The organism is Actinoplanes sp. NPDC023714 (assembly GCF_040639855.1).
GTDB lineage: Bacteria > Actinomycetota > Actinomycetes > Mycobacteriales > Micromonosporaceae > Actinoplanes.
In genome coordinates, this window is the sequence record NZ_JBFAAR010000001.1 from 579,217 (window position 1) to 601,701 (window position 22,485).

The window sequence follows — 22,485 nt, forward strand, 5'->3', positions numbered from 1 at the left end:
TTTCACTGACAAGGGGGATTGTGGTGGTCGAGGATCCCACGGCACAGGCCATGGCCCGGCATGCCGAGCTGGCCGACGAGATTCGTGGTCACCAATACCGTTACTACGTGCTGGATTCGCCGACGATCTCGGACGCCGAGTTCGACGTGCTGCTCCGCGAGCTGCAGGCGCTCGAGGAGGAGTTCCCGGCGCTGCGGACGCCCGAGTCCCCGACGCAGACCGTCGGCGGCACGTTCTCCAGCGACTTCGCCTCGGTCGACCACATCGAGCGGATGATGTCGCTCGACAACGTGTTCAACACCGACGAGCTCACCGCCTGGGCGGACCGGACGGTGCGCGACGCCGGCGGCCCGGTGCGGTTCCTCTGCGAGCTCAAGGTCGACGGCCTGGCGATCAACCTGACCTACGAGAAGGGCCGGCTGGTCCGCGGCGCCACCCGCGGCGACGGGCGCACCGGCGACGACGTCACGCCCAACGTGCGGGCCATCCAGGGCATCCCGGAGCGGCTCACCGGCGACGACGTGCCCGACCTCATCGAGGTGCGCGGCGAGATCTACTTCCCGGCCGAGGCCTTCGCCGACCTCAACGCGGGGTTGATCGAGCGCGGCAAGGATCCGTACATGAATCCCCGCAACGCTGCCGCCGGCAGCCTCCGCCAGAAGGACCCGCGCATCACCGCCTCGCGCGGCCTGCGGATGGTGGTGCACGGCATCGGCGCGCGCGAGGGCTTCGCCCCGGTGTCGCAGTCCCGGGCCTACGAAGCTCTGCAGGCGTGGGGCCTGCCGACCAGCACCCGGTGGAAGCTCGTCGACGACATGGCCGGGGTCCGCGAGTTCATCGAGTTCTACGGCAAGCACCGGCACGACGTCGAGCACGAGATCGACGGTGTGGTGGTGAAGGTCGACGAGGTCGCCATCCAGGGCCGGCTCGGCTCGACCAGCCGGGCGCCGCGGTGGGCGATCGCCTTCAAGTACCCGCCCGAGGAGGTCACCACCAAGCTGCTCGACATCGCGGTGAACGTGGGGCGCACCGGACGGGTCACGCCCTACGCCGTGCTCGAGCCGGTGAAGGTGGCCGGCTCGGTGGTCGCCCAGGCCACGCTGCACAACGAGCAGGAGGTCGTCCGCAAGGGCGTGCTGATCGGCGACACCGTGGTGCTGCGCAAGGCCGGCGACGTGATCCCGGAGATCCTCGGCCCGGTCATCGATCTGCGGCCGGACGACGCGCGGGCGTTCGTCATGCCGACCGTCTGCCCCGACTGCGGCACGCCACTCGCCCCGGCCAAGGAGAGCGACGTCGACATCCGCTGCCCCAACTCGGAGTCCTGCCCCGGGCAGCTCTGGGAGCGGCTGACCCACGTGGGCAGCCGGGACGTGCTCGACATCGAGGTGCTCGGCGCCAAGGCGGCGCGGGCGCTGCTCGACTCGGGGGTGCTGCACAACGAGGGCGACCTGTTCGACCTCACCGAGGAGCATCTGCGGCGGGTCCCGTTCTTCGTGAAACAGAACGGTGAGCTCGGCGCCAACGCCGCCAAGATGCTGCAGAGCCTCGCCGAGGCGAGATCCCGGCCGCTCGCGCGCGTGCTCGTCGCCCTCTCGATCCGCCACGTCGGACCGACGGCGGCGCAGGCGCTCGCCGTCGAGTTCGGCTCGATGACGGCGCTCGAGGAGATGCTGGCCGCCACCGCGGCCGACCCGGAGGCGGTGGCCGCGAGCGCCGAGGCGGCCGAGGCCGCGGAAGCCGCAGGGGCTACGGAGGCCGCGCCGACCGAGGAGTCCGCCACCGAAGAGGCCGCTGCGGCGACGCGGAAGGCCAAGGCCGTCGATCCGCTCGCCGCGGTCGAGGGGGTCGGGCCGATCATCGCGGACAGCCTGCGGGAGTGGTTCACCGTGCCGTGGCACCGGGAGATTATCCGCAAGTGGCGGGCGGCCGGGGTGCGGATGGCCGACGAGCGGGTCGAGTCCGGGCCGCGGCCGCTCGAAGGGCTCACCTTCGTGGTCACCGGCACCCTCGCCGGGTTCACCCGCGACCAGGCGGCCGAGGCGATCACCTCGCGGGGCGGCAAGGTGAGCGGCTCGGTGTCGAAGAAGACCGGGTTCGTGGTGGTCGGCGACAACCCCGGCAGCAAGTACGACAAGGCGGTGGCGCTCAAGGTGCCGGTGCTCGACGACGCCGGGTTCGCGGTGCTGCTGAGCGAGGGACCGGAGGCCGCCCGGCAGGTCGCCGAGGCGTCACCCGATGGAGGGAATTAGCGGCATTTGCCCGTGTGCAAGCATATGTCGGTTTAGTAACGGGAAGGTAGTTTGTCCTAGAAGGCACCATGTGGATCTATGGTGTAGGCGATCGGTGATCGAGGCCATCATGGAGGTCGCATGGATGCCGCTCGCCTGCATGCGGCCGGCCCTGGTGAGGCACGCCCGGACGTCACTCGTCTGGACATCACCCGCTTCAATCCGCCGCGGCCGGAGCCGGACAGCCCGCACGCGCTGACCGGCCCGCGCCGCCGGCGGACGATCATCGTGACGGCCGCCGGCTCGGTCGCGGGCGGGCTCGGGCTCTGGGCGGCGGACCCGGGCGCGTTCGCCGGGCTGCCGGCCGCCTTCTGGGTGATGGCCGTGCTGGCGCTGATCGCCGACGCGCGGCCCTACCTCGTTCCCGGGCGCCGGGTCGGCTCGATCATCCTGCCGTCGATCTGCTTCACCTTCGCGATCCTGCTGGCGTGGGGCAGCGCGCCGGCCCTGGTCGTCCAGTTCGGGGCGGTCACGGTCGCGGGTGTCCGGATGCGGCATTCGGTCCGGCGTACCCTGCACCTGGCTCTTCAGCACGCGGTCGCGCTCGGCGCGGCCGCCGTCGTCGCCGGTGTCACGTCGCTCCGCATCGGCCCCGGCGAGTTCGGGCCGAGCCTGCGCGAGTCCCTGCTCATCTGTGTGGCCGCGGCCGCCTGGATCGGGGCGCGCCACGGGGTGGCCGCCCTCGTGCGCCGGTGGACCGCCGACGTCCGCCCGCGCACCCACCGCCGGCGGGGGAGGGCCGACCTGCTGGCCACCGCGGCGCTGCTGCTGCTCGGGCCGATCCTGCTGGTGGCCGCCGTGGTGAGCCCGGCGCTGCTGCCGCTCTCCCTGCTCGCGCTGCACGCCGTGCACCGGATGGTCCGCTGGGCGGGCGAGTCCGAGCGGGCCGCCCGGTTCGACGCGCTGACCGGGCTGCCGAACCGGCGGGCGCTGCAGGCCGCGATCGCCGAGCGCTCCCCGGACCGGCGCCGGGCGCTGCTGCTGCTCGACCTGGACCGGTTCCGCACCGTCAACGACGCCCTCGGCCACGGCAGCGGCGACCGGCTGCTGACCCGGGTGGCCGACCGTCTCGCCGGCGTGGTGCCCGCCCACGACCTGGTCGTCCGGCTCGGCGGCGACGAGTTCGCCGTGCTCGCCACGCGGGTGGAGGGACCGGCCGCGGCCCGGCGGATCGCGCAACACCTGGCCGAGGCGTTGAGCCGCCCGTTCCCGCTGGACGGCACGCCGGTGGAGCTGAGCGCGTCGATCGGGATAGCGCTCCAGTCCGGCCGCCGCGACGCCGGCACCCTGCTGCGCGAGGCCGAGGCCGCCATGTACGAGGCGAAGCAGCGCGGCGACCAGATCGCGGTGCACGGGCCGGACGCCGCCCACCACTCCCCGGACCGGCTCGCGCTGCTGGCCGAGCTGCGTACCGCGCTGCGGGAGAACGACGAGGGGATAACGCTCTTCTACCAGCCGCAGATCGCGATCGCGACCGGCGAGGTGACCGGGGTGGAGGCGCTGCTGCGCTGGTGCCACCCGAAGCGCGGCACGGTCGGCCCCGAGGAACTGCTGCGGGTGGCCGAGCCGACCCCGGTCATGCGGATGCTCACGGCCCGGGTGCTGGAGGAGGTGATCGCCCAGCTGGCGCAGTGGCGCAGCCAGGGCCGGCCGTTGCGGGCCGCCGTCAACGTGAGCGCCCGCGACCTGCACGCCGGCGACATCGCGGATCGGGTCGGCGCGCTGCTGAGCCGCTACTCGGTCCCGGCCGAGCTGCTCCAGCTGGAGATCACCGAGAGCGCGCTGATGGCCGACCCGCACCGGGTGCTGGAGACCACGACCCGGCTCAGCCGGATGGGCGTGGCGATCTCGCTCGACGACTTCGGCACCGGCTACTCCTCGCTCCAGCACCTGCGCCGGCTGCCCCTGGCCGAGGTGAAGATCGACAGATCGTTCGTGCTGGGCATGGCGACCGACCGGGGCGACGCCGCGATCGTCCGCTCGGTGGTCGGCCTGGCCGAGGCGCTCGGATTGCGCGCGGTGGCCGAGGGCGTCGAGGACGAGGCGACCTGGCGTCTCCTGGCGGCGGCCGGATGCCACACGGCGCAGGGCTGGTTCCACGCGCGCCCGATGCCGGCGGCCGGCCTGGCCGAGTGGCTGGCCCGGTACCGGCCGGTCCAGCCTCGGAAAATAGAATCAGGCAAACCGTCGAACCAATAAGGGGGCAGGATGGCCGCCATCTCCCGCGAAGAGGTAGCGCACCTGGCGCGCCTGTCGCGGCTCGCCGTGACCGAAGAGGAGCTCGATCGATTCGCGGGGCAGCTCGACGTGATCCTGCAGTCGGTCGCCCGGGTCGGTGAGGTGGCCGCGGATGACATCCCGCCGACCTCGCACTCGGTGCCGGTGACCAACGTGTACCGCGAGGACGTCCCCACTCCGAGTCTCACGCAGGCGGAGGCGCTCTCCGGCGCGCCGGACGCCTTCGAGGACCGGTTCCGGGTGCCGCGCATCCTGGACGAGGAGGACTGATCCGTGACCGATCTGACCAAGCTGAGCGCCGCTGACCTGGCCGGCAAGATCGCGAGCAGGGAGGTGTCCGCCGTCGAGGTGGCCACCGCCCACCTCGACCGGATCGACGCCGTCGACGGCCGGGTGCACGCGTTCCTGCACGTCGACCGCGAGGGCGCCCTCGCGGCGGCGAAGAAGGTCGACGACGGCGAGATCACCGGGCCGCTCGCCGGCGTCCCGATCGCCGTGAAGGACGTGGTGACGACCAAGGGCGTCCCCACCACCGCCGCCTCCAAGATCCTCGAGGGCTGGAAGCCGCCCTACGACGCGACGATCGTCGAGCGTCTCAAGGCCGCCGGCATGCCGATCCTCGGCAAGACCAACATGGACGAGTTCGCGATGGGCTCGTCCACCGAATATTCCGCGTACGGCGCCACCAACAACCCGTGGGACCTCGGCCGGATCCCCGGTGGTTCCGGTGGTGGTTCGGCCGCCGCGCTGGCCGCCTACGAGGCGCCGCTCGCGATCGGCACCGACACCGGTGGCTCGATCCGCCAGCCGGGCGCGGTCACCGGGACGGTGGGCGCGAAGCCGACCTACGGCGGCACGTCCCGCTACGGCCTGATCGCCTTCTCCTCCTCGCTGGACACCCCGGGCCCGTGCGGCCGGACCGTCGAGGACACCGCCCTGCTGCACGCGGTGATGGCGGGCTACGACCCGCGCGACTCGACGTCGATCAACCAGCCGGTGCCGGACGTCGTCGCGGCCGCCCGGCTCGGCAAGAGCGGCGACCTGTCGGGCGTGAAGCTCGGTGTCGTCAAGGAGTTCGCGGGCGACGGATCCGAGCCGGGCGTCCTGAGCTCCTTCAAGGAGTCGCTGGAGGCGCTGGTCAAGCTCGGCGCCGAGATCGTCGAGGTGTCCTGCCCGCACTTCCAGTACGCCCTGCCGGCCTACTACCTGATCGCCCCCAGCGAGGCGTCCAGCAACCTGGCCCGCTTCGACGGCGTGCGCTACGGGCTCCGCTCCGGCGACGACGGCAGCCGCTCGCTCGAGGAGGTCATGTCGCTGACCCGCGAGGCCGGTTTCGGCCCCGAGGTGAAGCGCCGGATCATCATCGGCACCTACGCGCTGTCGAGCGGGTACTACGACGCGTACTACGGCCAGGCGCAGAAGGTCCGTACCCTGATCACGCGCGACTTCCAGTCCGCGTTCGAGCAGGTCGACGTGCTGGTCTCGCCGACCACCCCGTTCGTGGCGTTCCCGTTCGGCTCGCGGACCAGCGACCCGTACCAGATGTACCTCGCCGACCTCTTCACGATCCCGACGAACCTGTACGGCGGACCGGCCATCTCGGTCCCGTGCGGTCTCTCCGAGGGCCTGCCGGTCGGCTTCCAGATCATGGCCCCGACCATGGCCGACGACCGCATGTACCGGGTCGCCGCCGCGCTGGAGTCCGCTGTCGGCTCGTTCACTCCTCCGGAGCTGTGAGATGACATACGAAGAGATCCTCACCAAGTACGAGCCGGTGATCGGCCTCGAGACGCACGTCGAGCTCGGCACGAACACGAAGATGTTCTGCGGCTGCAAGACCGAGTTCGGCGCCGAGCCGAACACCCAGGTCTGCCCGGTCTGCCTGGCCCTGCCGGGCGCGCTGCCGGTGATGAACCGGGCCGCGATCGAGGCGACCATCCGGATCGGCCTCGCGCTGAACTGCGACATCGCCGAGTGGTGCCGGATGGCCCGGAAGAACTACTTCTACCCGGACATGCCGAAGAACTTCCAGACCTCGCAGTACGACGAGCCGCTCTGCGTCGAGGGCTACGTCGACGTCGTCGTGGACGGTAAGGAATACCGGATCGGCATCGAGCGGGTGCACATCGAGGAGGACACCGGCAAGACGCTGCACGTCGGCGGCGCCACCGGTCGCATCCACGGCGCGACCGAGTCGCTGGTCGACTACAACCGGGCCGGCATCCCGCTCGTCGAGATCGTCACGAAGCCCGTACCCGGGCTCGGTGCTCTTGCTCCCGAGGTGGCGAAGGCCTACGTCGCCGAGCTGCGCGACATCATCCGGTCGCTCGGCGTCTCCGACGTCCGGATGGAGCAGGGCTCGATGCGCTGCGACGTGAACACCTCGCTGAACCTCCCGGGCGACGAGTGGGGCACGCGGACCGAGACGAAGAACGTCAACTCGCTCCGCTCGGTCGAGCGCGCCGTCCGCTCCGAGATCATCCGGCAGGCCGGGATCCTGGACGAGGGCGGCAAGATCTTCCAGGAGACGCGGCACTTCCAGGAGACCACCGGCGACACCCGCCCGGGCCGCTCCAAGGAGACCGCGACCGACTACCGCTACTTCCCCGAGCCCGACCTGGTGCCGATCGCGCCGTCCCGCGAATGGGTCTCGGCGTTGAAGGCGGAACTCCCGGAGAAGCCCAGCTCCAAGCGGGCCCGGCTCCGCGAGGACTGGGGCATCTCCGAGATCGACATGCAGTCGGTGGCGAACGCCGGCGCGGTCGAGCTGATCGAGGAGACCATCGCGGCGGGCGCGTCCCCGGCGGGCGCCCGCAAGTGGTGGATGGGCGAGCTGGCCCGCCGCGCCAACGAGCAGGACATCGAGTTGGCCGCCGTGGGCGCCACCCCGGCCCAGGTCGCGGCGCTGCAGAAGCTGGTCGACGAGGGCAAGCTCAACGACAAGCTGGCCCGCCAGGTCCTCGAGGGCGTGGTGGCCGGCGAGGGTGACCCGGCCGCTGTCATGGCGGCCCGCGGTCTCGAGGTCGTCAACGACACCGGCGCGCTCACCAAGGCGGTCGACGAGGCCATCGCCGCCAACCCGGACATCGCCGCGAAGATCCGGGACGGCAAGGTGGCGGCCGCGGGCGCGCTCGTGGGCGCGGTCATGAAGACCACGCGGGGCCAGGCGGACGCCAAGGCCGTCCGCGAGTTGCTCTTGGAGCGTCTCGGCGTCTCCTGAGATCCGTACGTCGTCAGCCGCCCGTTCCCGCACGTCGCCGGGGGCGGGCGGCCGTCGTTTGACCAGGGGTTTCTCGGGAGCGCTCCCAAGCGGCCGGAAACCTGCAACAAACTGCAACAACGCCCTCTCTTGACCAGGGATTTTGTGAGCGACAACATCGATGGACACCGTTCCCTGATTCGATGCTCGCATCCCCCGGCGGGCGGAGAGGAATCCCCATGAGACCACGCTGGACAGCCGTGGCGATCACCGCGCTGGCCACCGCCGCGGCCGGGTTGATCGCCCCGCAGCAGGCGAGCGCCGCCACCATCGACCTGAACGCCTACTACGTCCTGAAGAACCAGCACAGCGGCAAGGTGCTGGACGTCTGGAACCTCTCCACCGCCGACGGCGCCGTGATCAACCAGTGGACCCAGAACAACGGTGACTGGCAGCAGTGGAAGTTCCTCGACATGGGCAGCGGCAACTACCGCCTCCAGGCCAAGCACAGCGGCAAGGTGCTCAACGTGCAGGGCGCCTCGACCGCCGACGGGGCGCAGGTGATCCAGTCGAACGGTGACCGGAACGCCACCAGCCAGCAGTGGAGGATTCAGGACATCGGCGGCAACATCCAGCTGATCAACCGGAACAGCGGCAAGGCCCTCGAGGTCTTCGAATGGTCGACCGCCGACGGCGGCAACGTCGTGCAGTACGCCGACCAGAACTTCGCGAACCAGCAGTGGCAGCTCATCAAGGTGGGCAGCGGCAGCGGTGGCGGCGGCACCGGCCCGACCACGCCGTGGCCGAGCGAGACCGGCAGCGTGAAGGTGAACGCCACGATCAGCGTGCCGGCGAGCGGCCTGGACGGCGGCAACAAGCGCTACTACGGCATCGGCGACGGCGGGCAGAGCGAAAGCCAGGACCCGATGTTCAAACTCGCCAACGGCGCCACCCTCTCCAACGTCATCATCGGCGCCCCGGCCGGCGACGGCGTGCACTGCGACGGCAACTGCACCCTGCGCAACGTGTGGTGGCTGGACGTGGGCGAGGACGCGGCCACCTTCCGCGGCGGCAGCTCGACGGTGGCCACTGTCGACGGCGGCGGCGCCCGCTCGGCGTCCGACAAGGTCTTCCAGCACAACGGCGGCGGCACGCTGACCATCAAGAACTTCCAGGTCACGAACTTCGGCAAGCTGTACCGCTCGTGCGGCAACTGCTCGACGCAGTACAAGCGCACCGTGGTGATCCAGAACATCCGGGCCACCGCGCCGGGCGGCTCGATCGCCGGCATCAACACCAACTACGGCGACACGGCGACGTTCAGCGGCATCACGATCGTCGGCGACAGCTCCAAGAAGATCTCGATCTGCGACCGCTTCACCGGCAACAGCAGCGGTAACGAGCCGACCAAGACCGGTTCCGGTCCGGACGGCACCTATTGCCGCTACTCAACCTCCGACATCACCTACTCCTAACCACCCTGCCCCTGACCACCTCCGTCGCCGCGCCGCGCCCCATTCCCGGTCCTTCCTCTTCCCACGCCCCTCCTCTTCCCGCGATCTTGTGAAGTTCCGCAGGGGCGGTCCTGTGCCAATCATCAAGATCGCGGCGAGGCGGGGGGCCGTCGCTCGCCCCCTGCCGCGATCTTGTGGAGTTCCGCAGGGGCGGTCCTGTGCCAATCATCAAGATCGCGGTGCGGTGCGGTGCGGTGCGGCGCGGCGGGGCTGGGGCGCGGGCTGGTCAGCTGGCTGACGGGGTTGGGGTGGGGGTCTCCTCGGGCGCCAGCCCGACCACGTTGCGCTGCATCTCGACGTTGGATTGGCCGGTGCCGCCGAGCTGGATGTCGTCGTAGGCCTTCAGCTCGTTCAGCTCGTCGAAGTAGAGGACCGACAGCGCCAGCGGGGTCGGCTCCTCGTTCTCCAGGCCGCGCAGCCCGGCCCCGCCGGTCGAGCCTTCGATCATGAGCCGGGTGGTCATCAGCGGTTCGGCAGGGGCTGCCGAGGCGGCCGGGGACGCGGCGGCCGAGGCCGAGGGGTCGGGGGTGGGTTCGGCCGGCGGCGGCAGGATCGAGACCGAGCGCTGGTGTTTGTGGCCGGACAGTACGAGCGGGACCAGGCCGGAGAGCGGCTGCGCCATCGCCGGGTCGTGGACCAGCGCGATGTCGACCTGCTTCTTCGACTGGCGGACCGTGGTGGCGAGGGCCTCCCCGGCCGTGGTGAGCAGTTCCGGCCCGGCGTTGTCGCCGGTCGCCTCGTTCGACTCGCTCTTGTCCGGGGTGAAAGCCGGGTCGCCGATGCCGGCGATGGTCAGGCCGTCGATCTCGGTGACCGCGTTGTCGAGGACCACCGCGTTGCGCTGCCGGGCCACGGCGGCCTGGATGGCGGTGGAGTCGTGGTTGCCGCGCACATAGATGTAGGGCACCTGGATCGACGGGATCTGGGAGACGTACGAGGTCTCGGCCCCGCTGCCCCAGTCGACGATGTCGCCGGTGTCGATCACGGCGTCGATCTCGAAGGTCTCCACGACGGTGCGGATGAGGCCCCACGAGGACGGGTTCAGGTGCAGGTCGGAGACGTGCAGCAGGCGGGTCGTGTTGCCGGCCGGCTCGTAGACCGGCAGCGTCGCGATCGTGGAGTAGACCCGGCTCACGTTGCTCACGATCGTCTGGAGTTGTTCGGCGTAGCGCCCGTAGTTGTCGGCGATCCGCCGGGCGTCACCGACCACGGCCGGGGCGTTGACGAGCAGTCCCTCGTAGCGGGGCTCGCTGATCGCGTCCGGCCGCAGGGTCGCCGCCGCCACCCCGAAGCTGCCGCCGGTCACCACGAGCGCGGTGACGCCGGCCGCCGCGGTGCGGCGGACGTCGCGGAAGACCAGCGCGGAGAGGATCAGGGCGCTGAGGACCCCGAGCCCGAGGGTACGAAGACCGAGCCTCGTCACCCCGGCCACCACCTCGTCGACGGCCCGGTCGCCGGCCGTCGTGATCGCCGACGGGTTGTCGATGAGCGCCTCGGTCCGGCTCTGGTCGAGTGAGCCGAGCGCGACCTTGAGATGGAGCGGGCCGCGGTGGCTGTCGAGGTGCAGCGAGCCGAGGGGCGGGATGTCGACCTCGGTGCCGCCGTGCACCGAGGGGCGGACCGCCATCTCGGCGCTGAACGGCCCGACGTTTATCGACGCGTGCGCGAACAGCATCACGCCGATCACGGCGCCGATCACGCCGACCAGGCCGACCGCGACGCCGGTCGCGATCCGCCGGCCCCACGTCCCGCGCAGCGCCCGCCAGGTGGCGAGCAGCGCCCGCCGGGCCGCGCGCAGCGAGACGGCGAGGGTGTGGGCGGCGGAGTCCAGGCGGCGGCGCCGGGTGGGCGCCGAAGGAGCAGTCATCGGGCCGTCACCTGCCCGAATCCCCGTGACCTGAAACAGCCATGGGCGTCAACTCCTGCCGGCGCCGCCGTCCGAGAACACCAGCCGGATGAGCCGATCGTCGTCGGGGGCCGGTTCACCGGCGTCCTCCTGGTTCGAAGTGCTGAGCCAGAGCGAGCCGTCCGGCGCCGCGACCAGGCCGCGCAACCGCCCGTACTCGCCGGTGAGCAGCTCCTGAGGGGTGCCGAGCACGGTGCCGTTGCCGGTGACGGAGAGCAGGTAGAGCTTCTCGCCGACCAGGCAGGAGGTGGCCACGAGGCTCTCCACGGCGGCCACCCCGCCGCACGAGGACTGGTCGGACGGCCAGGAGACCATCGGGTTCGCGAATTTCGCATCGGTGCTGTCGCCGTCCGCTTTCGGCCAGCCGTAGTTGCCGCCCTTGCGGATCACGTTGAGCTCGCTGGTCCGCGGCTGGGTGCTGTCGGTGGCGTAGAGCTTGCCGGTCGCGTCCCAGGCGAGGCCCTGCACGTCGCGGTGGCCGGAGGACCAGACGGCCGAGCCCTTCACCGGGTTGCCGGAGGCCGGCTTGCCCGCCGTGGTGATCCGCAGGATCTTGCCGCCGAGGCTCTTCGCGTTCTGCGCCTGGCTGCCGGCCGGGGTGCCGTCGCCGGTGCCGGCGTAGAGCCGGCCGTCCGGGCCGAAGGCGAGCGCCCCGCCGTTCTGCGCGGCCGAGCGCGGGATGCCGGTGAGGATCGGGGTGAGCTTGCCGCCGGTCAGCCTGCCGATCCGGTTGTCGCGCTCGGTGGAGTAGTAGACGTAGAGCGTCTCGTCGGTCTCGTAGTCGGGCGAGACCGCGATGCCGAGCAGGCCGCCGCTGCCGCCCGGCCGCACCTCGTCGAGGCGGTCGAGCTCGGTGACCTTGAGGCCGCCGGCGTCGGACTCGGGCCCCACCTTCAGCACCCGGGCGGTGTCCCGCTCGGTGACCACGGCCGCGCCGTCGGGCAGGAACGCAATCCCCCACGGGACCTCGAGGTTCTTCGCGAGGACGGTGAGCGCCGCCTCCCGGTCACCGGAGTCGTCGCCGGAGGTGGGCGCGGCGGACGGCCGGGACAGGTTGGGCGGGGAACCGGCCTGGTCCGGGCCGGGCGGTCCGAAGCTGCATCCGGTGGTCAGCACCAGAACGGCACCGACCGTCGCGACCGCGGCACGGCCCCGGCGGGAACGCACGACCAGACCACCCCCTCAGGCTCTCGCCGACCAGGGTAGCCGTGTGTGCTGAGAGATCCCGGGGATCACTGCCCGGTCGCGGGTGTCCCGCCGACCGGGTGGCCGCCGGCGGCCAGGACGGCGGGCAGATTGTCCCGGGTGACGCCGGTCAGCCGGATCACGTTGCCGTTGTCGAGCAGGGCCGAGACCCGGCCGCGGCCGTCCGGCGCGAGCTCGGTGATCCGGCTCCACGGCACCCGGCTGCCGCCGAACAGGGCGCGCACCCGGAGCTCGTCGGGGTAGACGTCGGTGCCGGCCCGATAGGTCCAGATCAGCACAGCGAGCGGGATCAGCAGAATCGGGGCGAGCGCCCACGAGGCGCCGGCCAGCGGGACCGTGCCGACGACGGCGATCAGCGCCGCGACGAGGACGGTGCCGGATTTGCGGACGCGGAGAGCGGGACGACTGCGCACGCATCCATCCTCCCACCACCGCCGGGATCCGGACCGGCAGCACCGTTCGATTTGACCACCGTCTCTGGATGGCAGACGATTTCGTTCGTGGGACGGCGTCCTGCCGCCCCGTAACCCGATCCGGGGACCGTCGTTGACCGGGTGCCAGTTCCTTTCCCGCCTCTCCCGCCACCCCGACCTCGCCGGGGCGCCCCGGCCCCGCGGGGGAACACCGCAGAGGACACGCCGTGGCTGTGCCGCATCCCGCGCCGGCCCCGCCCTGGATATCCCGCCGGGCGGTTCTGGTCGCTGTGCCGAGTGTCGCTGCCGTGCTGCTCGCGGCCGGCGTCGCCGGGCTTCTCCCGGGCGCTGCCGCGCTGGCCGCCGCGGTGGGTTGCGCCGGTCTCTGCGCTTCCGCCTTCCTTTTCCGTACGGCGATGGCCCTGCACCGCGCCGAGGGCGCGTTCGTGGCGTGCCGCGGCGCCGGGTTCGTCGGGCTGGGCACGGTGGCCGCGACGCTGACGGCGTTCGTGCCGTGGTGGAACCCGCCCGGCGCGACCGGCTGGCTCACCGCCGGGCTGGTGCCGGCCGCCTGCTGCTACGTCGCCGGCATCTCGCTGCTGCCGGGCGCCGCGAGCGGCTGGCACGTCCGGCTGCGGCGGGCCTTCGACGGCCTCGGGCTCGGTGTGAGCCTCGGCTTCGCGGCCTATCTGGTCCCCGGCGTGGCGACCCGGCCGGACGCGGTGCCGGCCATGCTGATCGCGACCGGCGGCGTCGCGATCGTCACGGTGATCGTGCTGCGGGCCCGTCCCCGGCCGCGCCCGGCCGTCTGGTGCGCCGCCGGGGCGGTGCTGGTGCTGCTCGCGCTCGGGGCGCTGACCGCCATGGTCGACGCCGGGCTGAGCCCGGCCGCGCTGGCCGTGGCCGGCGTGCCGATCGTGGCCGGGATGACCGCGTCGGCGGCCGGCGGGACCCGCCGCGACCTCCCGCCGCCGCCGCTGGAGCCCCGCAACCCGGATCAATATCTGGCGAGCTACCCGCTGCTGGCCGTCCCGGCCGCGGTCGGCGTGATCGCCGCGGGCTGGCACCTGGTGACCGTCCGCCGGTTCGACAACGAAGCGATCATTTTCGGTCTGGTCATGGTGAGCGTCCTCGTGGTCCGCGAACTGCTCGTGGTCCGCGACATCCGCCGGTACGCCGCCCGTCTCCGGGTCGCCGAGGCGCACTTCCGCTCGCTCGTGGCCGGCGCCACCGACCTCACCCTGGTCCTCGACGAGCGGCTCACGGTCCGCTGGCAGTCACCGGCCGCCGCCCGCCTCTTCGGCCTGCGCGACGACGAGGTGATCGGCCGGCAGTTCGGTGAGCTGATCCATCCGGAGGACGCCGCGGACGCCCGGGCGGTGATCGAGTCGGTGCTCGCCGGCGAGCACGAGGGCGGCCCGCCGGTGCTGGTCAGCGCCCGGATGCGGGACGGCGCGAAGCTCTGGCGGGACACCGAGTCGACCATCTCCGACCAGCGCACGGTCCCCGAGGTGGCGGCCCTCGTGGTGCACGTCCGGGACGTCGGCGAGCGGGTCCACCTGGAACGCACCCTGCACCGGCTCTCCTACCTGGACCAGCTCACCGGCCTGGCGAACCGCCGGGCGCTGATGCGCGACCTGCTGGCCCACCGCCGCCGTCCCGGCCGCCGGGGCAACCTCATCGTGATCGACCTGCACGGGCTCGCCGAGGCCAACGACTCCCGGGGCCGCGAGGTCGGCGACGCCGTGCTGGTCGAGGTGAGCCGCCGGATCAAGGACCTGATCGGCGAGGAGGACGTGCCGGCCCGCCTCGGCGGCGACGAGTTCGCGATCCTCACCACCGAGTCGGCCGTCCCGGCGTACGCGCTGGCCACCCGGATCGTGACCGTCCTCGGCGAGCCCTATCAGCTGCCCGGCGGCGCGGTGGTGCTGTCCAGCAGCGTCGGCCTGGCCGAGCTGGCCGGCGGCGCCGACTCGGACGAGGTGCTCCGGCACGCCGACCTGGCCCGGCAGCGTGCCCGCCAGCTCGGCGTGAACCGCGTCGAGTGGTACGACCCGGACGTGGAGATCCAGCTGCACCGGCGGATGGAGCTGGAGAAGCAGCTGCTCGGCGCGGCCGGCCGGGGCGAGCTCGACCTGGTCTTCCAGCCGGTGACCGGGCTGCGCGACGGCCACCCGGTCGGGGTCGAGGCGCTGCTGCGCTGGCGGCACCCGGATCTCGGCACGATCCTGCCCGAGGAGATCCTGCCGATCGCCGCGTCGCTCGGCATCACCGCCGAGCTCGACGAGTGGGTGCTCGACGAGGCCTGCCGCAGCCTGAACAACTGGGACGGCGGCGACGCCGACTTCTGGCTCTCCGTCAACGTGGGGCCGCGCGAGCTGCTCACGGCCCGGTTCCCGGAGCGGGTCGCGAGCACCCTGAAGCGGTACGGCCTGGTCCCGGAGCGCCTGGTCGTCGAGGTGGCCGAGACCTGGATCGCCGAGGACGTGCCGGCCATCGTGGCGGCGCTGACCGGGCTGCGCAAGCTCGGCGTCCGGGCCGCGCTGGACGACTTCGGCTCGGGCCAGACCTCGCTGTCGCACCTGCGCCGGCTGCCGGTGGACATGCTCAAGCTGAACCGGTCACTGATCGAGGGCGGCCCCGGCTCGGTCCTCGACGTGGTGGTCAGTCTCGGTCGCCGGCTGGGCCTCGAGATCGTGGCGAAGGGCCTCGAGACCCAGGAGCGGATCGACCGGGCGGCGGCCGCCGGATGCCGTTACGGGCAGGGCTTCGCGCTCGCCCATCCCGCACCGGCCGAACGGATCGAGGCGTATCTGGAAAGTCATAGGGCCTGAACGGATTCGGTCCCTCGTACCCTTGAAGGTCTTTATCGGGGTGGGGCTGTGCTGCCGCGGGGAGTCAGGTGGACGCGGGCGGCCTCGACGTTGCCGACGCGTTTGCCGTCGATGGCGTTGAGCAGCTCGTGGGCGGCCTGGGCGCCGTAGGCCGAGATGTCGCGGCTCAGGGCGGTCAGCGGCGGGTGCACGAGGCTGCACAGCGGGGAGTCGTCCCAGGCCACGATGGACAGATCGCCCGGCACCGAGAGGCCCATCTCCTGCGCCACGGCGAGACCGGCCACCGCCATCACGTCGTTGTCGTAGATGATCGCGCTGGGCCGGTCGCCGCCGATCAGCAGCCGGCGGGTGGCGCGGCTGCCCTCCTCGCCGGTGTAGTCGGCGGGCACGGTGATCGTGTTGTCCAGGCCGAGCGACGCGCAGATCTCGTCGAACGCCTTCGTGCGGACCTGGGTGTGCAGCAGGTCGGGCACGCCGCTGACCCGGGCGATCCGGTGATGGCCGAGCGCCACCAGGTAGCGCACCGCCTCGGTGATCGCGCCGGCGTCGTCGGACCAGATCTGCGCTATCGAGCCGGTCTCGCCGGGACCGCCGATCACCACGGCCGGCAGCTGGAGCTCCTGCAGGACCGGGATGCGGACGTCGTTCTCCCGGATGTCGGTCACGATCACGCCGTCGATCCGGCGCTCACCCCACCAGCGGCGGTAGACCTCGATCTCCTGCTCCGGGCTGGCTACGACCTGGAGGGTCAACGCGTAGGACTGCGCGCCGAGCTCGGCCTCGAAACCGCTGATCAGGCCCATGAACCAGGGCTCGATCCCGAGGATCCGGGCGGGCCGGCACAGGGTCAGGCCGACGGCACGGGCCCGGGCGCCGGAGAGCGCGCGGGCGGCGCTGTTCGCGTTGAAACCGATCTCCTGGGCGATCGCGATGATCCGTTTCCGGGTCGCTTCGGAGACGCCGGGCTGGCCGTTCAGCGCGTATGACACGGCGCCTTTGGACACGCCCGCCCGCCGCGCGATGTCGGCGATCGTGGGCCGCTTCACTCGATCTCCTCTGTCCCCACTGCTGCCGAGCTTATCCGTAGCTGAACAGCATTCAACGGACTCCCTCCACCCGGACCGGAAGCTTGATCGGTTCAGTGTTACGGCAGTCGATGCGTGATGTAAACCGTGTGTCCGTTTTTCACTGGTTGATCCGACCTGGGATCACGGATGTAACACGCTATTGACACGCCTCGAATCGAGGCCTACCGTTCTGCCAACTTACCCGGTTCAGTGATTCAGCTCTCCTTGGTGGAGGTAGCAATGGGACGTTCGGTACGCCGCGCCGCGGCTGCAGGGCTGGTGGCCGCGCTCGCGCTCACCGGCTGCAGTGGCCAGAGCCTCGAGGGCGGCAACGACGAGGCGAGTGACGGCCAGATCACCCTGAAGATCAACTTCTGGGGCGACATGGGCCTCGACAAGCTCAAGACGCAGTACGAGGCGGAGCACACCAACGTCAAGATCGTTCTCAACTCGGGCGAGTACAACGCCCAGCACGAGGATCTGCAGAAGAAGCTGGTCGCCGGCTCCGGCGCCCCGGACATCTCGGCTGTCGACGAGGGCTTCATCGTCCAGTTCCGCAGCCAGGCCGACCAGTTCGTGAACCTGCTCGACAAGGGCGCGAGCAGCTACGAGTCGAAGTACCTGCCGTGGAAGTGGCAGGCCTCGCAGTCGGCCGACGGCAAGCAGATCGGTCTCGGCACCGACGTCGGCGGTCTCGCGATGTGCTACCGGACCGACCTGTTCAAGGCGGCCGGCCTGCCCACCGAGCGCGACGAGGTCTCCAAGCTCTGGCCGACCTGGGACGCGTTCCTGGAGACCGGCAAGAAGTACACGGCGGCGACCAAGAAGAAGTTCGTCGACTCCGGCACCAACCTGTTCAACCCGGTGCTCGCCCAGCAGCCGGTCGGCTTCTACGACCCGCAGGAGGCTCTCCAGATGGAGGGCGGCCCGAAGGTCGCGTTCGACGTCAGCATGAAGGCGATCGAGGCCGGCATCTCGGCGAACCTGGCCAGCTTCCAGCCCAACTGGGACCAGGGCTTCAAGAAGGACCAGTTCGCCGCGCTCGCCTGCCCCGCGTGGATGCTCGGCCACATCCAGGACACCGCGCCCGACCAGAAGGGCAAGTGGGACATCGCCTCGATCCCGGGCGGCGGCGGTAACTGGGGCGGCTCCTGGTGGACCATCCCGAAGCAGGGCAAGAACGTCGACGAGGCGTACAAGTTCGTCGAGTGGCTGGTCCAGCCGGCGCAGCAGATCGAGGTCTTCAAGACGGTCGGCAACCTGCCGTCGCAGCCGGAGCTCTACAACGACCCGGCCGTCCTCGACTACAAGAAGGAGTTCTTCACCAACGCCCCGACCGGTCAGATCTTCGCGGCCACCGCGGAGAACCTGAAGCCGCAGTACCTGGGCAAGAAGAACGGCCCGACCCGCGTCGCGGTGGAGAACGTGATCACCCGGGTGCAGGAGGGCGGGCTCAAGCCGGAAGCGGCCTGGGCGGAAGCAGTCAAGGAAGCCGAGAAGGCCTCCAAGGCCTAGTACCCGTCACTGACCGGCGGGGCTCCTCTACCCGGTGAGGAGCCCCGCCTCAGGCCTTCTGCAAGGAGTTCCCGTGTCGCTCATCGACGAGGTCCGTCCCGCACCGCCGGGCGAGCCGAAACACGCGCCGCCGCCGCGCGGCCGGTACTGGTGGTACCGCTTCGACACCAAGACCGTCCCGTACCTCCTGATCGCGCCGTTCTTCCTGCTCTTCGCGGTCTTCGGGCTCTTCCCGATCATCTTCAACGCCGTGGTGTCGCTGCGGAACTGGCGGATCGACGAGCCGGACGACCGAAGCTGGGCCGGCTTCGAGAACTTCTCCCGTCTGATGACCGACGAGGACTTCTGGAACGCGCTCGGCAACACCTTCGGGATCTTCGTGCTCTCCACGATCCCGCAGCTGCTCATCGCCCTGATGGTCGCGAACCTGCTGAACCGCAAGCTGCGGGCGACCACCTGGTGGCGGGTCGGGATCCTGCTCCCGTACGTCACCCCGGTCGCCGCCTCGACCCTGGTCTTCGCGATGTTCTTCGCCCGCGACTACGGCCTGGCGAACTGGTTCCTCTCGCTCGTCGGTTTCGGCGAGGAGGAGCCGATCGACTGGCGTGCCACGAAGTGGAGCAGCTGGATCGCGATCGCCACGATGGTCAACTGGAAGTGGATCGGCTACAACGCGCTGCTCTACCTCTCCGCCATGCAGTCGATCCCGAAGGACGTCTACGAGGCGGCCGCCGTCGACGGCGCCGGCCCGTGGAAGCAGCTGTGGCGGATCACCGTGCCGATGATCCAGCCGGTCATCCTCTTCACCGTCGTGCTCTCCACGATCGGCGGTCTCCAGCTCTTCAACGAGCCGATGCTCTTCGACCAGAACCCGGCCTCGGCCAGCGGCGGTTCCGACGGGCAGTTCCAGACCATCGCGCAGCTGATCTACAAGGTCGGCTGGAAGGACCTGAATCTCGGGTACGCCGCGGCGATGTCCTGGGCCCTCTTCCTGATCATCCTCATCGTGGCCGGCGTGAACGCGCTCGCCACCCGGCGCCTCGGCGGTGACAAGTGACCACCATGGTGAACCGGGCGCCGCAGGAGACGCGGGGCAACTGGAAGACGTACACCGCCCTCGCCGCCTTCATGGTGATCTCGGCCTTCCCGGTGTACTGGATGTTCGTCATCGCGACGAGCACCGACGAGAAGGTCATGGGCTTCCCGCCCACGGTGATCCCCGGCGACCAGCTGCTGGTGAACCTCGGCGAGGTCTTCGGCATGCAGGACGTCTACTTCACGGCGTCCCTGATCAACAGTGTGATCGTCGCCGGCGTCGTCACCGCGAGCACGCTCTTCTTCTGCTCGCTCGCCGGATTCGCGTTCGCGAAGCTCCGCTTCAAGTACCGCAACGCGCTCATGGTCGTGGTGATCCTGACCCTGACCGTGCCGAACCAGCTCGGCGTCGTCGCGCTCTACATCCTGATGGCCCGGCTCGACTGGAACGGCAGCCTGCTCGCGGTCATCGCGCCCGGCCTGGTCACCGCGTTCGGCGTCTTCTACATGCGGCAGTTCATCGGGCACGCCATCCCGGACGAGCTGATCGAGGCGGCCCGCATCGACGGCGCGCTCACCCTGCGGATCTACTGGACCGTGGTGGTGCCGGCCATCCGCCCGGCGCTCGCCGTGCTCGGCCTGCTCACGTTCGTGGCGACCTGGAACGACTTCCAGTGGCCGCTCATCACCCTGGGCGGCACCGACTTCCCGACCTCCATGGTGGCGCTGTCCGACCTGGCCAGCGGCAACTACGTGATCTACCGGCGGGTGCTGGCCGGCGCGTTCGCCGCGACCGTGCCGCTGGTGATCCTGCTGCTCATCGGGGGTCGCCAGATCGTGCGAGGAATCATGGAGGGCGCTCTGAAGTAGTTAGGGTGCTTTCGTGGCTACTCCGGATTTCATCCTGGACCTGCGGAAGCACCTCGGGCACGCTCCGCTCCCTCTCCCCAGCGTCACCGCCGTCGTGTTCGACGAGCGGGGGAGGGTGCTCCTGAACCAGCGGAGCGACGACCGGCGCTGGTCACTGCTCTCCGGGGTCCTCGACCCCGGGGAGCAGCCTGCTGCCGGGGCGATCCGCGAGGTGTGGGAGGAGACCGCCGTCGACATCGTCGTGGAGCGGGTCGTCGGCGTCGAGGCGCTGCCGCTGCGGACGCTGCAGAACGGGGACCAGGTCTACTGGTTCGAGGTGGTGCTCGCCTGCCGCGCGGTCGGCGGCGAGGCGCGGGTCAACGACGACGAGTCGCTGGACGTGCGGTGGTTCGAGCCGGGTTCGCTGCCGGCCCTGAACGAGCGGCAGACGCGGTACCTGCGCCAGGCAGGCGACGCGTCCGCCGCGACGTTCTTCGTACGCTGAGGCTTTTCTACCCCGGGCTTACTCCGGGACCTTGCGGTAGGCGCCGTCGGAGGCGCTCGTCGCCATCGACGCGTAGGCCCGCAGCGCCGCCGAGACCGGGCGCTGGCGGGCGACCGGCGTGTACGGCTTCGGCCGGCGCTCCTCCTCGTGCCGGCGCTGGGCGAGCACGTCGTCGTGGACGTTCAGCGTGATGCTCCGGCCCGGGATGTCGATGGTGATCTCGTCACCGGTCCGCACCAGGGCGATCAGGCCGCCGCCGGCCGCCTCGGGGGAGACGTGGCCGATCGACAGGCCGGACGTGCCGCCGGAGAAGCGGCCGTCGGTGATCAGCGCGCAGGCCTTGCCGAGACCCCGGCCCTTCAGGAAGGACGTCGGGTAGAGCATCTCCTGCATGCCCGGGCCACCGCGCGGGCCCTCGTAGCGGATGATCACGACGTCGCCCTCGACGACCTCCTTGCCGAGGATGCCGGCGACCGCGTCGTCCTGGGACTCGTAGACCCGGGCCGGGCCGGTGAACTTCCAGATCGACTCGTCGACGCCGGCGGTCTTCACGACGCAGCCGTCCGGCGCGAGGTTGCCGAACAGGATCGCCAGGCCGCCGTCGACCGTGTAGGCGTGCTCGACCGACCGGATGCAGCCCCCCTCGGCGTCGGTGTCGAGTTTCGCCCAGCGGTTCGTGGTGCTGAAGGCCTGCGTGGTGCGGACGCCACCGGGGGCGGCGTGGAAGAGCTCGAGCGCCTCGGCGCTGGGCGATCCGCCGCGGATGTCCCACTTGTCGAGCCAGGTCTCGAGGGACGGGGCGTGCACGGCGCGGACGTCCGTCTTGAGGGCGCCACCGCGGTGCAGCTCACCGAGCAGGGCGGGGATGCCGCCGGCCCGGTGCACGTCCTCCATGTGGTACTTCGGGCTGTTCGGCGCGACCTTGGACAGGCACGGCACCCGGCGCGAGATGGCGTCGATGTCGGAGACCGAGAAGTCGAGGCCGGCCTCCCGGGCCGCGGCGAGCAGGTGCAGCACCGTGTTGGTGGAGCCGCCCATCGCCACGTCGAGCGCCACCGCGTTCTCGAAGGCGTCCCGGTTGGCGATCGAGCGCGGCAGGACCGACTCGTCGTTCTTCTCGTAGTAGTCCTTGGCGATCTCCACGATCAGCCGGCCGGCCTCCTCGAAGAGGGCCTTGCGGGACGCGTGGGTGGCGAGCGTCGAGCCGTTGCCCGGCAGCGAGAGGCCGATCGCCTCGGTCAGGCAGTTCATCGAGTTGGCGGTGAACATGCCGGAGCACGAGCCGCAGGTCGGGCACGCCGACCGCTCGATCGTGTCGAGCTGCTGGTCGGTGACGTTGTCGTTGGCGGCGGCGCTCATCGCGTCGACCAGGTCGAGCTTCTCGTGGACGATGCCCTCGATGGCGACCGTCTTGCCGGCCTCCATCGGGCCGCCGGAGACGAAGACGGTCGGGATGTTGAGCCGCAGCGCGGCGATCAGCATGCCGGGGGTGATCTTGTCGCAGTTCGAGATGCAGACCAGCGCGTCGGCGCAGTGCGCGTTCACCATGTATTCCACGGCGTCGGCGATCAGCTCGCGGCTGGGCAGGGAGTAGAGCATGCCGCCGTGACCCATCGCGATGCCGTCGTCGACCGCGATCGTGTTGAACTCACGCCCGACGCCGCCGGCCGCGGCGATCGACTCGGCGACGAGGCCGCCGAGGTCCTTGAGGTGGACATGCCCCGGTACGAACTGGGTGTAGCTGTTGGCGATCGCGACGATCGGCTTGCCGAAATCGTCGTCGGTCATACCGGTGGCGCGCCACAGGGCGCGTGCGCCGGCCATGGTGCGACCATGGGTCGAGGTCCGGGAGCGCAGCTCAGGCATGACTTAATACTGCCACCGCATCGGCCGGTGGTCGCCAAGGACGTCCA

The 22,485-nt window shown here is 70.8% G+C and carries 16 protein-coding genes; 11 read left to right on the forward strand and 5 right to left on the reverse strand.

Annotation, left to right across the window (positions count from 1 at the left end):
- Positions 1 to 50 precede the first annotated feature (50 nt).
- The 6 genes from ligA (at position 51) to AB0G10_RS02875 (ending at position 9,203) form a co-directional block, all read left to right on the forward strand.
- Positions 51 to 2,252 (forward strand): NAD-dependent DNA ligase LigA, encoded by a 2,202-nt coding sequence (ligA, locus tag AB0G10_RS02850; RefSeq protein WP_360917936.1) that lies wholly within the window; start codon positions 51 to 53, stop codon positions 2,250 to 2,252.
- 120 nt (positions 2,253 to 2,372) lie between these two features.
- A complete protein-coding gene (locus AB0G10_RS02855; RefSeq protein WP_360915491.1) occupies positions 2,373 to 4,490 on the forward strand; it encodes a bifunctional diguanylate cyclase/phosphodiesterase in 2,118 nt (705 codons plus the stop codon).
- A gap of 9 nt (positions 4,491 to 4,499) precedes the next feature.
- Entirely contained in the window at positions 4,500 to 4,799 is a 300-nt protein-coding gene (gene gatC / locus AB0G10_RS02860; protein WP_360915494.1) for an Asp-tRNA(Asn)/Glu-tRNA(Gln) amidotransferase subunit GatC, read from the forward strand.
- Positions 4,800 to 4,802: 3 nt separating this feature from the next.
- Positions 4,803 to 6,266, forward strand: a complete 1,464-nt coding sequence (gatA, locus tag AB0G10_RS02865; RefSeq protein WP_360915497.1) for an Asp-tRNA(Asn)/Glu-tRNA(Gln) amidotransferase subunit GatA — start codon at positions 4,803 to 4,805, stop codon at positions 6,264 to 6,266.
- 1 nt (position 6,267) lies between these two features.
- Positions 6,268 to 7,749 carry an Asp-tRNA(Asn)/Glu-tRNA(Gln) amidotransferase subunit GatB gene (gene gatB / locus AB0G10_RS02870; protein ID WP_360915500.1) on the forward strand — a complete coding sequence of 494 codons (1,482 nt, stop codon included), beginning with the start codon at positions 6,268 to 6,270 and terminating at the stop codon, positions 7,747 to 7,749.
- A gap of 218 nt (positions 7,750 to 7,967) precedes the next feature.
- Positions 7,968 to 9,203, forward strand: a complete 1,236-nt coding sequence (locus tag AB0G10_RS02875; RefSeq protein WP_360915503.1) for a pectate lyase — start codon at positions 7,968 to 7,970, stop codon at positions 9,201 to 9,203.
- A gap of 265 nt (positions 9,204 to 9,468) precedes the next feature.
- Here AB0G10_RS02875 and AB0G10_RS02880 read toward each other — a convergent pair whose 3' ends face one another.
- From AB0G10_RS02880 to AB0G10_RS02890, 3 genes are read right to left on the reverse strand one after another with little or no spacing between them, the layout of a single operon-like run.
- The gene (locus tag AB0G10_RS02880) at positions 9,469 to 11,109 is read right to left on the reverse strand and encodes a metallophosphoesterase (RefSeq protein WP_360915505.1); all 1,641 of its coding nucleotides are present in this window, start codon (positions 11,107 to 11,109) and stop codon (positions 9,469 to 9,471) included.
- Positions 11,110 to 11,157: 48 nt separating this feature from the next.
- Positions 11,158 to 12,321, reverse strand: coding sequence for a PQQ-dependent sugar dehydrogenase (locus AB0G10_RS02885; RefSeq protein ID WP_360917937.1), 1,164 nt, complete (start codon positions 12,319 to 12,321; stop codon positions 11,158 to 11,160).
- A 59-nt stretch (positions 12,322 to 12,380) separates the two neighbouring features.
- Positions 12,381 to 12,767 carry a PH domain-containing protein gene (locus tag AB0G10_RS02890; RefSeq protein WP_360915508.1) on the reverse strand — a complete coding sequence of 129 codons (387 nt, stop codon included), beginning with the start codon at positions 12,765 to 12,767 and terminating at the stop codon, positions 12,381 to 12,383.
- Between the two features lie 290 nt (positions 12,768 to 13,057).
- On the opposite strand from AB0G10_RS02890, the gene AB0G10_RS02895 reads away from it, so the two are divergent.
- Positions 13,058 to 15,601: an EAL domain-containing protein gene (locus tag AB0G10_RS02895; RefSeq protein ID WP_360915512.1), complete on the forward strand. Its 2,544-nt coding sequence runs from the start codon at positions 13,058 to 13,060 to the stop codon at positions 15,599 to 15,601.
- Between the two features lie 32 nt (positions 15,602 to 15,633).
- Here the strand turns inward: AB0G10_RS02895 and AB0G10_RS02900 are convergent, their stop codons facing one another.
- A complete protein-coding gene (locus AB0G10_RS02900) occupies positions 15,634 to 16,647 on the reverse strand; it encodes a LacI family DNA-binding transcriptional regulator (RefSeq protein ID WP_360915514.1) in 1,014 nt (337 codons plus the stop codon).
- Positions 16,648 to 16,908: 261 nt separating this feature from the next.
- Here AB0G10_RS02900 and AB0G10_RS02905 point away from each other — a divergent pair, with 261 nt between their 5' ends.
- The 4 genes from AB0G10_RS02905 to AB0G10_RS02920 all read left to right on the forward strand — a co-directional run bounded on the left by AB0G10_RS02905 (position 16,909) and on the right by AB0G10_RS02920 (position 20,572).
- Positions 16,909 to 18,183 carry an extracellular solute-binding protein gene (locus AB0G10_RS02905; RefSeq protein WP_360915517.1) on the forward strand — a complete coding sequence of 425 codons (1,275 nt, stop codon included), beginning with the start codon at positions 16,909 to 16,911 and terminating at the stop codon, positions 18,181 to 18,183.
- A 73-nt stretch (positions 18,184 to 18,256) separates the two neighbouring features.
- Positions 18,257 to 19,240: a sugar ABC transporter permease gene (locus tag AB0G10_RS02910; protein ID WP_360915520.1), complete on the forward strand. Its 984-nt coding sequence runs from the start codon at positions 18,257 to 18,259 to the stop codon at positions 19,238 to 19,240.
- Positions 19,237 to 20,088: a carbohydrate ABC transporter permease gene (locus tag AB0G10_RS02915; RefSeq protein WP_360915523.1), complete on the forward strand. Its 852-nt coding sequence runs from the start codon at positions 19,237 to 19,239 to the stop codon at positions 20,086 to 20,088. Before AB0G10_RS02910 ends, AB0G10_RS02915 begins: the two co-directional genes overlap by 4 nt.
- A gap of 13 nt (positions 20,089 to 20,101) precedes the next feature.
- On the forward strand, positions 20,102 to 20,572 hold the full coding sequence (locus AB0G10_RS02920; protein WP_360915526.1) for an NUDIX domain-containing protein: 471 nt from the start codon (positions 20,102 to 20,104) through the stop codon (positions 20,570 to 20,572).
- A gap of 18 nt (positions 20,573 to 20,590) precedes the next feature.
- On the opposite strand, the gene ilvD is transcribed toward AB0G10_RS02920, so the two are convergent.
- Entirely contained in the window at positions 20,591 to 22,438 is a 1,848-nt protein-coding gene (ilvD, locus tag AB0G10_RS02925; RefSeq protein WP_360915529.1) for a dihydroxy-acid dehydratase, read from the reverse strand.
- Positions 22,439 to 22,485 lie beyond the last annotated feature (47 nt).